At 69.1% G+C, this 13076-nt stretch carries 14 protein-coding genes and 1 pseudogene; 5 read left to right on the forward strand and 10 right to left on the reverse strand.

Annotation, left to right across the window (positions count from 1 at the left end):
- The coding region (locus QR77_RS44535) for a DAK2 domain-containing protein (RefSeq protein WP_150130620.1) at positions 1 to 155 on the forward strand (155 nt) is incomplete at its 5' end.
- Positions 156 to 242: 87 nt separating this feature from the next.
- Positions 243 to 1238 (forward strand): dihydroxyacetone kinase subunit DhaK, encoded by a 996-nt coding sequence (dhaK, locus tag QR77_RS39310; RefSeq protein ID WP_040026702.1) that lies wholly within the window; start codon positions 243 to 245, stop codon positions 1236 to 1238.
- 485 nt (positions 1239 to 1723) lie between these two features.
- Here the strand turns inward: dhaK and QR77_RS39315 are convergent, their stop codons facing one another.
- Positions 1724 to 2500, reverse strand: a complete 777-nt coding sequence (locus tag QR77_RS39315) for a metallophosphoesterase family protein (RefSeq protein WP_040029460.1) — start codon at positions 2498 to 2500, stop codon at positions 1724 to 1726.
- A 142-nt stretch (positions 2501 to 2642) separates the two neighbouring features.
- On the opposite strand from QR77_RS39315, the gene QR77_RS39320 reads away from it, so the two are divergent.
- On the forward strand, positions 2643 to 2996 hold the full coding sequence (locus tag QR77_RS39320; RefSeq protein ID WP_160311007.1) for a DUF2255 family protein: 354 nt from the start codon (positions 2643 to 2645) through the stop codon (positions 2994 to 2996).
- Between the two features lie 101 nt (positions 2997 to 3097).
- On the opposite strand, the pseudogene QR77_RS39325 reads toward QR77_RS39320, so the two are convergent.
- The 3 genes and pseudogenes from QR77_RS39325 to QR77_RS49905 all read right to left on the reverse strand — a co-directional run.
- Positions 3098 to 3406, reverse strand: a pseudogene (locus QR77_RS39325) (GNAT family protein); the annotation flags it as partial.
- 11 nt (positions 3407 to 3417) lie between these two features.
- Complete coding sequence (locus QR77_RS39330; RefSeq protein WP_040026704.1) at positions 3418 to 4281, reverse strand: haloalkane dehalogenase; 864 nt, start codon at positions 4279 to 4281, stop codon at positions 3418 to 3420.
- Positions 4282 to 4563: 282 nt separating this feature from the next.
- Positions 4564 to 4695: a hypothetical protein gene (locus QR77_RS49905; RefSeq protein WP_269084351.1), complete on the reverse strand. Its 132-nt coding sequence runs from the start codon at positions 4693 to 4695 to the stop codon at positions 4564 to 4566.
- A 258-nt stretch (positions 4696 to 4953) separates the two neighbouring features.
- Here QR77_RS49905 and QR77_RS39335 point away from each other — a divergent pair, with 258 nt between their 5' ends.
- Positions 4954 to 5652, forward strand: coding sequence for a YoaK family protein (locus QR77_RS39335; RefSeq protein WP_236711005.1), 699 nt, complete (start codon positions 4954 to 4956; stop codon positions 5650 to 5652).
- Between the two features lie 12 nt (positions 5653 to 5664).
- Here QR77_RS39335 and QR77_RS39340 read toward each other — a convergent pair whose 3' ends face one another.
- From QR77_RS39340 to QR77_RS39360, 6 genes are all read right to left on the reverse strand, one after another.
- Positions 5665 to 6576, reverse strand: coding sequence for an AraC family transcriptional regulator (locus tag QR77_RS39340; protein ID WP_040026705.1), 912 nt, complete (start codon positions 6574 to 6576; stop codon positions 5665 to 5667).
- A gap of 83 nt (positions 6577 to 6659) precedes the next feature.
- The gene (locus tag QR77_RS39345) at positions 6660 to 8186 is read right to left on the reverse strand and encodes a carboxylesterase family protein (protein ID WP_040026706.1); all 1527 of its coding nucleotides are present in this window, start codon (positions 8184 to 8186) and stop codon (positions 6660 to 6662) included.
- A gap of 58 nt (positions 8187 to 8244) precedes the next feature.
- Complete coding sequence (locus QR77_RS49610) at positions 8245 to 8478, reverse strand: non-oxidative hydroxyarylic acid decarboxylases subunit D (protein WP_078877678.1); 234 nt, start codon at positions 8476 to 8478, stop codon at positions 8245 to 8247.
- A complete protein-coding gene (locus QR77_RS39350) occupies positions 8478 to 9932 on the reverse strand; it encodes a non-oxidative hydroxyarylic acid decarboxylases subunit C (RefSeq protein WP_040026707.1) in 1455 nt (484 codons plus the stop codon). The genes QR77_RS49610 and QR77_RS39350 overlap by 1 nt, the downstream gene beginning before the upstream one ends.
- 176 nt (positions 9933 to 10108) lie before the next feature.
- Positions 10109 to 11506 (reverse strand): aminotransferase class I/II-fold pyridoxal phosphate-dependent enzyme, encoded by a 1398-nt coding sequence (locus QR77_RS39355; protein ID WP_201778865.1) that lies wholly within the window; start codon positions 11504 to 11506, stop codon positions 10109 to 10111.
- Positions 11507 to 11711: 205 nt separating this feature from the next.
- Positions 11712 to 12335 carry a restriction endonuclease gene (locus tag QR77_RS39360; protein ID WP_078877679.1) on the reverse strand — a complete coding sequence of 208 codons (624 nt, stop codon included), beginning with the start codon at positions 12333 to 12335 and terminating at the stop codon, positions 11712 to 11714.
- Positions 12336 to 12773: 438 nt separating this feature from the next.
- On the opposite strand from QR77_RS39360, the gene QR77_RS39365 reads away from it, so the two are divergent.
- On the forward strand, positions 12774 to 13076 hold a 303-nt coding region (locus QR77_RS39365), incomplete at its 3' end, for a GNAT family N-acetyltransferase (RefSeq protein ID WP_040029463.1).

Below are 13076 nucleotides of genomic sequence, written 5' to 3' on the forward strand. Positions count from 1 at the left end.
CCCGCGCCGCTGCCGACGCGACGACACCCATGCAGGCCAGACGCGGCCGCCAGAGCTACACCGGTGAGCGCAGTATCGGCTCACCGGACCCGGGCGCGGTGGCGGTCGCGGTCATGGCGGAGCGCGTCGCCGCCGAGTGGGACGCGCGCGACTGACGGCGGACGCCAGGCCGGGGCGCCAAGCCGGGGGGCCCGGACCGACTCCCGGCACCCGGGATCGGCAGGACCAGGAGGAGCTACGACATGAAGAAGTTCGTCAACGACCCGAAGGACTACGTCGCTGAGATGTTGGAGGGGCTGGCCCTGGCCAACCCCGACACGCTGAAGTACGTGCCTGAGTACAACCTGATCATGCGTGCCGACAGCCCCCAGGAGAACAAGGTCTCCATCGTGCAGGGATCGGGATCCGGCCACGAGCCGTCGCACGTGATGACCGTCGGCAAGGGGATGCTCGACGCCGCCTGTCCCGGCGACGTGTTCTCCGCGCCGCCCGCCGACTTCGTCTACGAGACGGTCAAGCTGGTCGCGTCCCCGAAGGGCGTGCTGCTGCTGGTCAACAACTACACCGGGGACCGGATGGCGTTCGAGATGGCCCAGGAGCTGTCGGAGGCCGACGGGGTGACCGTCCGTACTCTCTTCATCGATGACGACGTGGCCGTACAGGACTCGACGTACACCGTCGGCCGGCGCGGGGTGGCCGGAAACTTCTTCGTGATGAAGGCCGTCGGCGCGGCCGCCGAGCGGGGCGCGGACCTCGACGAGGTGTACCGGATCGGGGAGAAGGTCAACTCCGTCACCCGCACCATGGGCATGGCGCTCACCGCCTGCACGCCGCCGGCAAAGGGCTCGCCGCTGTTCGACCTGCCCGAGGACGCCGTCGAGATGGGCGTGGGCATCCACGGCGAACCGGGCCGGAAGCGCGAGAAGCTCCAGTCGGCGGACGCGATGGTGCGCGAACTCGTCAGCGCGGACGTGGATGACCTGCCGTTCTCCTCCGGTGACCGCGTCGCACTGATGGTGAACGGCCTCGGCGGCACACCGATCGGTGAGCTGTACCTGGTGTACGGCCTGGCCCACAAGCAACTGGCCGAGCGAGGCATCGAGGTGAGGCGCAGCTACGTGGGGGAGTACTGCACCTCGCTCGACATGGCGGGTGCCTCCGTGACACTGGTCCGGCTGGACGACGAGATCTTCGATCTGCTCACCGACCCCGCCGAGATCCCGATTCGAGTGTTCTGACACCGAAGGAGGCCGACGGGCGCCTGGTGCTGAAGTGTCAATGACGCGTGGGATCGCCGGTTCGACGACCGGCGATCCCACGTGCACGCGTCATGTTGCTCCGCACCCACCGTCGCAGTGTGTGCGCGGAGGCCCCCTACGCGGAGGCCGCCGTCTTCGCCCCGCGCGGCTGCTGAATACGTAAGCCAAGTTGGAACGGCTCGACTCCGGCCCCGGCGCGCCGACTGTGGAACTCGGAGCGATGCGTACCCCTACCGGGCATCCCCTCACGCGCGAATACCTGCAACGGATGCGACTCGGCGACGCTCTGTGCGCCTTCGCGACCCTCAACGCGCAGGCGCGCGACCGTTACGCGAAGCGGCCGGGGTCAGTACTTCGGTCCGGCGGAGCGCGGCCTCGGGGCCCCGGCCGAACTGCACGTACCGTTCCGAGCCGCGCGCGCTGACCTCAGACTCCGACGGGGCGCCCGCCCGTGAGATCTGCGGCTAGCCGGACGCATCCGGGATCCGCGGCTCGCGTCCGTCCCGTGGACCGAAGGCTGCGAGAGCATCGGCATCGGTTGCGCGCGCTCGGAGGAAGTAGTCGGCCCACTGGGCGATTTCGGGATAGGAGGAGTCCTGGGTCACTTGGGTGATCGCGGCCTCGATGTCGAAGTTCGTGGTCCGCAGCTCGACGCCGGGTCCCAGGAGCGCCCAGTGTGCTCCGGTGCGCCCGTACGGCATGCCGACGCTGCCAGGGTTGACGACGAGTCGGCCGTGGACGAGGCGGACGAATGGCATGTGGGTATGGCCGAGGACCACCGTGCGAACGTCGGCGTCGAGTTCGCTGAAGACCTCTTGCCAGCGGTCGAGACGGGAGTCGACCAGGACGACTTCCTCGTCATCCCGAGGAGTGGCGTGACAGAACAGGACCTTCCCCAGGCCTTGCACAGGCAGGGAGAGCGATGGTGGCAAGCGGGCGAGGAGTTCGAGATGGTCCCTGCGTAGCTGCTCGGCAGCCCAGGGAGCGATCGGGTCGGGGATGGTGTCGCGCTGGCCGCCGCGGTATTCGAGAAGCTCGCGGTCGGCGTTCCCACTGACCCAGGCGATACGGTCTCCGAGGGCAGTCAGCAGGTCCAGCACCTGGGCTGGTTGCGGTCCGGCGGTGATGTCGCCGGTGAGTACGACGCGGTCGGCGGCGCGGACCTCTGGTTCGTCGAGCACTGCCTCCAGGGCGGGCAGGACTCCGTGGATGTCGGACAGGACGGCTACTCGCTCAAGCATGGTCACTACTGTGGAACGACGCCCGCCCGGTGACCAGTACCACGAACCCGCTCGTGGAGACCGGGGCAGCCACCGGCCCACGGAAACGCCCACGGTCGGCGGAATCGGCAAGGCCCGCCCGGTCAGCCGCGAAGGTGTGACCGTGACTGCCATTGATTACTTCGCAAACACCGACACCGTTCGGATCGCCACCGAGCAGAGTGGTGGCGGTGAGGTCGTGACCCCGATCTGGTCGGTTGTCGTGGACAACGTGCCCTACATCCGCTCCGCCTACGGCCCCGGATCCAAGTGGTACCGCCGGGTCCGGCGGGCCGGCCGGGCAGAGTTCATCGATGAGTCCCGGCGTTACCCGGTGACCATCGAGAACGTCGACGACGACATGGTCAATGACCGGGTAGACGGTGCGTACCAGGACAAATACGGTGGGAGCGAGTACCTCGCCGCCCTCCTCGCCCCGGAAATCCGGGGCCTCACCATGCGCGTAACCCCGCAGTGACCCGCTGACCCCCTCCCCACGGCTCCAGGCCCTACGCCCCGGGCCCGCCTTCAAGCGGGTCCGGGGTCGCGGTACTCGTCCGGAACCCCGGAGGACAGGAGTCACGCCGTGCCTTCGCTCGGTCCGGCCGGGAGCATGCCAGCGGTCAGCGCCCATCGTTCGTGGTCCTGCCAGACACCGTTGACGCGCTGGAAGCCCGGCGAGTATCCCTCGCGGCGGAAGCCCAGACGCTTGACCAGGTTCAGCGAGGCCACATTCGCCGGCTGGATGTTCGCCTCAAGTCTGTGCAGCCCGAGTTCGGTGAAGGCGAATCGCACGACGAGGCGAAGGCCCTCGGACATGTAGCCGCGTCCTGCGGTGGACGTAGAGGCGACGTACCTCAACGTGTCGCTCCGCATCGAGCCTCGCACGAAACGGCGTCCTAGGGCAGCTCGCGCAGCCACGCCGCGATGGCTGTGCCGATCTGGTCGGGGGCGTCTTCCTGGACGAAGTGGACTCCCTGAACGGTGAGTTCGCGCTGGTTCGGCCAGGTGCGGCACAGCTCGCGGGGGTTGCCGGTGAGGAACTGGCCCGGCTCGGCGTTGACGAACAGCTTCGGCACCGGCGTGGTGCCGAGCCAGGCGGCGTTGGCCCTGACGACATTGGTGACGTCGACGGGCTCGCCGTCGATGGGCAGCTCGCGCGGCCAGACCAGCATCTGGCGGCGCGCCTCGCCGGGCTCGCGCCATGGGCGGCGGTAAGTGTCGAGCTCCTCCGAGGTGAGCTCGCGCAGCACACCGCCGGGGAGGAAACCCTCGATGAACACATTGTCGTCGAGGACGAGCTGTTCGCCTTCGGGGCCGCGGATACGTCCGATGAACTCGCCGCCGTCGGCGAAGTCCGTCGGCGTCAACGGCGCCACGATCGCTTCCATGTAGGCGATGCCGCGCACGGCGTCGGGGTGATGGCGCGCCCAGTCGAAGCCGAGCACCGAGCCCCAGTCGTGTACGACGAGTACGACGCGCTCGCGAACGTCGAGCCGCTCCAACAGGCGCTCCAAGAAGGCGGCGTGGTCGGCCAGTCGCATGCCGCGCCCGGGTAGCGGGTCGGAGTCGCCCATTCCGGCCAGGTCGGGTGCCAGACAGCGACCGAGCGGGGTGAGGTGCGGCATCACATTGCGCCACAGATACGAGGAGGTCGGGTTGCCGTGGAGGAATACGATCGGGTCGCCTTGGCCCGCCTCGACAACCGCGATCTCGGTACCTTCCACATCGATGCGTCGCTTCTCGCCGGTCGCAGGGCTCATCTCGGCTCCATCCGCGCCACCTGTCCGTGGCGTTCGCTTTACGGTTGTGGCGGAACTGGCAAGCGCCGGCAGATGGTGGGCCAGGCCGACCCGAACACCGGCACCAGCCACTCGGCAAGAGTCGCCACGGCCAGCACAACGAACGATCACGCCAAAGGAAACGACGTCCTGGCGGAGGGGCCAGCGCCTTGTGGTCAGCCCCTCGTGACCGGCCAGCCCGCGTCGGTGGGCCGACGCTCCTGGCGTCGCTCTTCGAGGCGTCCGGCTCGTGCTCGCAGTACTTCAAGGTGGTCGGCCCTGCGCTTCGCGGTGTGCTTCATCCGCGGGGCTGAGGTCGGTGGGGCGGAGCAACTCCGGCTCCACGCCGAACTTCCCGTTCCGCATGCCGATCAGGTTGTCCTCGATGGTGCCCATAAGTGCCTCTCAGCCATGGATGCGCGCACGCTCCCGGCCACCCGCAACCCGCTGACGTCGACGAGACGTACACCCGGGTCACGCGAAACCCACCGGCCCACTTGCGCGATACGGCGCCTGAACCGGACAACGGGCCCCGTGCCACACCAGCGCGGGCACTCACATGATCGAGTGACACGCGGTCCGCTCGACCGAGTTCCGGTTGAGGGGTGCGCCCCATGTCCGGAATGGCAGACCATGTGGCCCTATGCTCGCTTTGTGTTGAAGCGCATTGATCCACTCGTCCCTGTGTTCACCGTGCTCACTGTGCTCAGCGGTCTGCTGGACGCATCGAGCTATCTCCGCCTCGGCCATGTGTTCACCGCCAACATGACGGGGAACGTGGTCATCCTGGGGTTCGCAGCCGCAGGCGCACCCGGCTTCTCCGTCCCCGCGTCCCTGGCCTCACTCGGTGGCTTTCTGGTGTCGACCGCGATCGTCGGGTGGCTCAGTCCGCTGATGAAGACCGTTCGGTCGCAGTTGTTGGCGGCCCTCGCGGTCGAGACCTGTCTGCTCGGCTGTGCCTGCGGGGTCGCGGCGGCCAACGGCGTATCCGGGCCGGGACCGCGCTACACGGTGATCGTGCTGGGCGCACTCGCCATGGGCACGCGTAACGCGCAGGTGAGCCGGATCAAGGTGGCGGAAATGCGGACCACGGTACTGACACTCACACTCACCTCCCTCGCGTACGACCTGGCACGCGGGGTGATCACGACACAGCAGTTGACACGACGGCTCGTCTCCGTCGCCGCGATGCTGTTCGGAGCGTATGTCGGAGCGCTGCTCCTGCGGCACTTCGCGATCGAGTGGCCGCTCGGTGTGGGAGCTGGGGCGGCCGGGCTCACCGCGGTCGCCTACGCCGCCGCGAGCCGGGAGAGGAAGACGCCGCAGGCGTCCGGGCCCGCCCAGTCCGAGTAGCTTCCACGCCGTTCAGACGTGGTCTCCTGGGGGCGACGCGGTCACCCCTCGCGCTTGGTCGCGGAAGTCGGCGGGTGTCATGCCTGTGCGTCGCCGGAAGAACCTGGCGAACGTTGTGGCCTCGGAGAATCCGAGCCGCTCCCCGACGGTTCGCGCCGCAAGCCCGGTGTGGACGAGGAGACGTTTCGCTTCGAGCAGGACACGGTCGTCGATGAAGCGCTTGGCGGCACATCCCACGGCCGCGTGTGTGACGCGTGTGAGCGTACGGACGCTGTAGCCCAGGAGTTGGGCGTAGTCCTCGACGCGCCGGGTTCGTGCGAAGTCGGATTCCACGGCCAGACGGAAACGTTGGAAAGCCTCCCCGCCCCTCCGTACCTCGTCGTGCCGTCCCGCCGCGTGGGCCAGGCGCAACACGAGCACCGCGAGCAGATGGCGCATGGTCGCTGCGTACAGCTCCGGTGGCAGCGTGGAAGGACTGTCGTGCTGGCGTTGCAGCAGCGCCAGTACGTCACGTTCGGTCGTCCCCCGTGCTCCACGCAGATCGAGCGGGCGGCCGGGACCGGGCTCGTCGAGACGGGCGGCCCGTACGGCGGCGGCGTCGAGGTAGTCGGACTGGAAGAGGACCATGGTGCCCTCGGCCTCGGCGACGCTCGAACGGTACTGCCGCACCTGCCCCGGGCGGATCCACAGCCAGTGGCCGTCGGTCAGTACGTGGTCGGTGAAATCCACCGAGCAGCGAAGTGTGCCCGAGCGCACGACGATCAACTGGTGGAAGTCCGGGCGGAGTGCGGAGTGCGGGTCGACGCCGTGACGTTCCGCCCGGGGCGGCAGCGCGGAACAACGGAACACCTCCACCCCGGGAGGTGCGCCGGCTGTCGGCCAGAAGGCGAGATCGGCGACCTCGCTGTTCCTCATCGTGACCATGTGTGAAACCCAGCTTATGCAAGGAGCCCCCGGCGGGCGGCCACGGCACGGGTGGCGCGGGTAGGCGCGGGTACGGTTGTCGGTCAGCCCTTGGGCGCGGGGATCGCACCGAACGCCGTGTCGGCCCAGAGCGCCAGGTTCACCTGCCCGGTGTAGGGCCCCACGCTGTCCTCGAGATCGAAGACCTTCGCGATGCGGCGCTCCGGATCGTAGGGGGCCCAGCCCGGGGTGCCGCTGTCGGCGAACGAGGTCCACGCCGTACGCATACGTGCCGACAGGGCCCTCTCGGCTTCGGTCGGCTCGCCGAAGGCGCCTGCCGGGAAGTTGCCGAAGACGAGTGGGAGGTCGCTGCCGTGGGGAGTCCCGTCCAACTGCTGTCCGAAGATCGATGTCTTCCAGGCCAGCTCGTAGGCGTACGCGGTGCCGCCGCCGGCTACGTGCGCGTCGAGCAGTTGGAGGAGCGGCGCGCGGAAGGACCAGTCCGTCATCAGCTTCTCGTAGAGCTGCCATGGCCGCGCGTCCGGGAAGGCGGCGCGGTAGGCCTTCCCGCCGTCGGATGTCAGCGCGTGGAAGTACGCCTCCACGACGGCCTCGTCCATGCCGCCCAGTTGACCGCTCATGGCCATGATGGCGAGCCACTCGTTACGTGTGTGGCCACCGAGCACCGTCACGTCCCTGGCCTGCCCCGCGGCGAGTGCTTCCCAGGGGGAGCGGGGGAGGACGTCTCCGTCGACGACGGGGCTGACCGGCCGGTTGGCCTCCACGCCCCAGCGCTCGGGATCGCCCGCCATCTGCTGGGCGAGTGCGGTGGTGACATCGGCGAGTTCCTGTGGTCCGACCGAGGCGATACCGGCGGCGGTGGCCGGCACACCTGCCTGGTCGGCCATGGCGTGGCCGAGACGCTCGGCGAGTTCGCGGCTGTAGAACTTGCTCGGCATGCTCTGGATCACGGCGCGCCGGAACAGCCCCTGGGCCCTGGGCATGGCCAGCAGGGCGGCGACCGAACCGCCCCCGGCAGATTCGCCGAATACGGTGACGCGGGCCGGGTCCCCGCCGAACGCCGTGATGTTGTCACGCACCCAGGTGAGCGCGGCCGTCTGGTCCAGCAGACCGCGGTTGGCCGGGGCTCCGGTGAACATGCCGAACCCCTCCGCTCCGAGGCGGTAGTTCATGCTGACGATCACAACGCCGTTCTCGCCGGCCAGCCGGGTCCCGTCGTACATGGGATCGTCCGCGCGCCCTCCGGTGTAGCCGCCGCCGTAGATCCAGACCATCACCGGGAGGCGCGCGGCACCGAGGTCCGGCGTCCAGATGTTCAGCGTCAGCCAACCCCCGTCGTCGGTCCCGGCAGCGACGTCGCCGCCGAAGCCCCCAGGGGTGGCGGCATTCGCGGACACCGAAAAGGCGGACTGAGGAGAACAGGGGCCGAATGTCCCGGCGTCGCGCACGCCTTCCCACTGGGCCACCGGCTCCGGTGCGGCGAGCCGCAGGGCCCCGACGGGAGGTTGGGCGAACGGGATGCCACGGAAGACATGGACGCCCGCCTCCACGATGCCTCGGACGGCTCCCTTGGAGGTGGGGACCTGGGGACGGGCCGAGCTGTTGTTCATGATGATCCTGACGTCATTTCCCTGGCCGGGCGGAGCTGGTGAAACACGAAGTCGTTCCCTAGGACCGCAAGGGCGGGACGGGGGGAACCGAGAGGGCGTTTTCGATGTCCTCCACCGTCATTCTCGATTCCTCGGGGTAGGAGTCGCGCTGTGTGCGCCGCTCAGGTTCGCTGGTTCGCCAGCAATAATGGCAACGGACGCACTGAAAGACTTCCCACACTCCCGGGACAGGGGAGAGGAAGAGCTCCTCGAGAACGCCATGGGCGCAGCGCGGGCATATGTGACCGGTCATCAGGATGCCCCCTGGGATTGTGCGGGGGCGGTACGGCCGGCCGCGATGCGCTGGAGTTTCGCGAGCCACTCGCGCATTTCGGGAAGGTCGCGCACCTGGTTGCCGTAGCTGCCACGACGGTCCCGGCCGACCGGGGTGGTCGCGTCGATCACGAGCTTGTCCATGATGCCGGGGTGCTCCGGCTGCGGAGCCAGCTCCATGATCGGCTGGCCGGGAACTCGGACCAGATCGCCGGACGGGTTCATCTTGGTCGAAAGGGCCCACATGACCTGCGGGAGGTTGAAGGGGTCCACGTCCTCGTCCACCACGATGACGGTAGCCGCGTAACCAAGGCCGTGAGGCAGGCTGAGGACCCGCGTGCCGACCGCTTTCGCGAAGCCTCCGTACCGTTTTTCCGTCGAGACGATGACCACGAGTCCGTGCGTGTATGTGGCGTTGACCGCCTGGACCTCGGGGAACTCGCTTTTGAGCTGCTGATAGAGCGGCGCACAGGTATTGGGGCCGATGAGGTAGTCGATTTCGGTCCAGGGCATTCCGAGGTAGAGGTGTTCGAAAATGGGATCGGTACGATAGGAGATCCGGTCGACGCGCAGTACGGGCATCTTGCGGCCGCCGGAGTAATGGCCGGTGAATTCACCGAAGGGGCCCTCGATTTCCCGCTTGCGGCGTTCGACGACTCCTTCGATGACCACCTCGGAGCCCCAGGGCACGGGCAGGCCGGTCAGCGGTGCCTTGGCGATGGGCGCTGGGCAGCCTCGTAGCGCTCCGGCGAGTTCGTACTCGTTCTCGTCGTACTTCAGGGGTGTGGAGGCGACGATCGAGATGACGGGGTCGTTGCCCACGGCGATCGCGACGGGAAGGTCCTCGTCGCGTTCCTCGGCCTTGCGCAGGTGCTGGGCGATGTCGTGCATGGGTACCGGTTGCAGGGCCAGCTTGCGTTTGCCCTTGACCTCGATCCGGTAGATACCGACGTTCTGCTTGCCGCTGTCCTCCGGGTCGTCGGGGTCCCTGGAGACCACGGCGGCCTTGTCGATGTAGAAACCACCGTCGCCGTCGTTGAGGCGGAACAGCGGCAGGACCTGGAAGATGTCGACAGCGTCACCCTCCCGGGTGTTCTGCGCCCACGGAGGGTCCTCGCGCAGCACCGGGGCGACGGGGAAGTCCTCCCAGCGCCGGATGAACTCGTCCACTTGTTCTCTCGCTCCGGTGTCCTTGGGCATGCCGAGCGCCAAGGCGTGGTTGGCCCACGAGCCGTGCACATTCATCGCGACGCGCGCGTCGGTGAAGCCGCTGATGTTGTCGAAGTACAGCGCGGGTGCGTGGTCGCCCCACCGCGTCACCGCGTTGGCGGCGGCCGCGATGTCCGGCTCGGGGAGCACCTCCTCCGTGACACGGAGCAACTGGCCCTCTGTGTCGAGGGTGTTCAGGAAGGCGCGGAGGTCGTCGTACGGCAAGAGAGCTCCAGAACGAATAGAGGCGACGAGACCTCAGGTCTCCTTCGCGGGCCGGAGCACCCTGGTGATGCGGTTCTCCCGCTTCTCAACGTATGCGGCGAGGCCAGGACCGCTGTTGTACATCGCGGCCAGGGCATGTACAAAAACGGACAGTCTCGAAGCCCGCGGCGTGAATGTCAGGGGGCGGCCAGCCGGTCGAGGGTCCGGACGATGTCGTCCTCGGTCGTGGCCGGGTTGATGGTGCACAGGCGCAGGACGCTGCGGCCACGCACGGTGGTGGAGGTGACGGCGGCGTAGCCGCTCGTGGCCAGGGCGGCCGCGCGAGCCGCGTGCGTACCGTCCGCCCCGTGGATGAGCGCGAAGGTGACCACTCCCAGTCGGGCGGGGGTGACGACCTCCCACATGGGGTCGGCGCGCAGCCGGCCCTCGGCGAACTCGGCGAGCGCGATTCCCCGGGCGATGGCCGACCTGATTCCTTCCACACCGTGCACCGTGAAGGTCAGCCAGAGTTTGAGCGCGCGTGAGCGGCGGCTGAGTTCCAGTGACCGGTCGCGGAGGTTGACCTCGCCGCCGGCGGCCGAGGTGTCCCTGAGGTACTCGGCGTCGATGGAGAACGCGCGCTCCAGCGCCCCAGGGCGCCTGACGAGGACGCAGCCCACGTCGTACGGCTGGAACAGCCACTTGTGGGGGTCGATGACGAGCGAGTCGGCGCGTTCGATGCCCACCAGCGCGGCTGCGCCGGCGGCGCTCAGCGCGGCGGGGGCACCGTAGGCGCCGTCGACGTGGAACCACATGCCCTCCGCCCGGCAGAGATCGGCGATCTCCGGCAAGGGGTCGACAGCCCCGGTGTTGGTGGTGCCGGCGGTCGCTACCACCATGACGGGCCGGCGGCCCGCGGCGCGGTCGGCGGCGACCGCCGCCGCCAGTTCCCCGACCGGCATCCGCAGGCCCCCGTCGCTCCGCAGCACCCGTACGCGGTCGGGCGGGAACCCGAGGGCCCGCAGGCCGCGGGGGATGGAGGAGTGGGTCTGGTCGGTGAGATAGACGACCCCGTCACCAAGTTCCGCCCTGGCCGCCGCGAAAGCGGTGAGGTTCGCCAGCGAACCGCCGCTGACCAGGATGCCCTCGGTCCCGTCGGGCATGCCCAGCAACTCGCGGAGCCAGTCGATGACGACGAGTTCGACGGTCGTGGGACCTGACCCGCCTCCCCAGGATGTCGCGATCGCGTTGTGACCGGTGGCCAGCCACTCCCCGAGCACGGCAGCGAAGGAGGACGGCCCCGGCACCCGGGCGAAGTACCGCGGGTGGTCGCCGTGCTGCATGTTGGCGAGCGCCGTGCCCACCAAGGTCCTGATCGCGGCATCAGCGTCGCCCGGCACCCGCGGCACCGGACCGCCCAGGACCGCCCGCAGTTCCTCAGGCGTGCTCTGCTGGATCGCCGGCCCGTCCGCCCGGGTCTCGAAGTGGTCGACGACCAGGTCGACGACCAGATGACCGAGCCGGCGCATTTCCTCCGGCGCCATCCCCAACGCGTCGGCCGGCCGGCGCGGGCTTGCTCCATGGGCCTTCTCCACGCCAACCTCCGGGCAGCCGGGCGAAGCGGCACCCGGGGGCGTACCGCTGCTCGTACACTTCCCATCCGCTCGACGGACACGCGTTCCGGCGGGAATAAAGCCGCTACGACCGGCGGCCTCGATGTTCTCGTCAACAACCGGCGTGGGGCCTCGCGCGCGGCGGTAGTTCCGAGCGACCGCAGGCGAAGTGAACGCGGGTGGCTGCTCAGGACAGCGGAGAGGGTTTCCGGGGCGGTGGAAGGCGGTTGAGGATCTCCCACAGAGGTCGGCTCCCGGCCGCCCATTCGGCCAGCAGACGCCGGTCGACCAGGTGCAGGCGCTGCGATGCCGCGTACGGCGGGCACTGGTTGCTGAAGCGGCCGTTCGTCACGAGGACGATGACGTCCCCGCCGTGGAGCTGGCGGCCGGTGCCGTTGAGGACGTGCAGGTCCGGGGTGCCGACCGCGGGCCCGGACCAGCCTGCTTTCCTGTGTTTGCACTGGATGACCCACCGCCGGCCGAGTGGGTCGGTGGCCTTCACGTCCGCGCCGTTGTCGCCGCGCCCGCCGACCTGGACCGCATCCGCGCAGCCGTCCCGCAGCATCAGATCACGTACCGCGTACTCGAACTCCCGGTGATGCAGGGCATCCAGTTGTGAGAGCTGATAGCGCAGCCCCCGCTCCTTCACCCGCGCCCACTGCGCCCGCTGCCCCCGCCAGTGGGCCCACGCAGCCCAGCCTCCGCCCGCCAGTACGGCCAGGACCACCAACACCCACCAGTGCGCCGCAAGCCACCGGAACACGGCCACCGCGACCGACACCCCCACCACCGCGACGACCAGAGCACCCATGCCCTCGATCCGCGCTGTCTGCTTCCTGCGCACCCGCCGCCCCGTGACGCGACCGCGCCGTACCACCGGAGTCCGGCGCCGGGCATTCGGCCTGCGCCGCGTCACCGCCGTACCCCGGTGGGGAGCGAGACGGGCCCGCTCCTGGCCGCTGCCCGGACCGGTAAGACCGCCGACCCCACCCACGGGGCCCGGGTGCCGTCCGGCCGCGCATAGGCGTCAGTCCACATAGCTCTCCCCTTGGACGAGACGAAACGGCGCTCCCCGCGCAGACGAACATCCAAGCACCCCTACTGACGTTCAGCGATCGAGAGATCACTTTTCGCGACGAGCGTGATGGATTGGAGCACAACCGGCCACGCCTGGTGCCGGATTGACGAGGACCTGATGCGCGGACGGTGACCGCCGCCGGTCTGGTGTCGGTGCGATAGGTTGCCCGCCATGACCGAGCACGGACCCGCCGCCTGGCCGCCTGCCCCGATCAAGACCGAGCGGCTCGTGCTCCGCGAGGCCGATGCCCGGGACCGTGCGGCGTTCATCGAGCTGTTCGCCTCGCCGGAGGTGGGCACGTACGTCGGCGGGCCTCGACCGCGTGATGAGCTCGAACGCGCGGTGCCTGAGGTGCCCGGCCGGCGCCCCGGCCTTTTCGTGATCGATCTCGACGGAGCGATGATCGGCATGATCACGCTCGATCGGCGCGACGCGGAGCGCCCGGGGCACGTCCGTCCGGATGCCGGGGAGGCC

It is taken from the genome of Streptomyces sp. 150FB, from assembly GCF_000818195.1.
GTDB lineage: Bacteria > Actinomycetota > Actinomycetes > Streptomycetales > Streptomycetaceae > Streptomyces.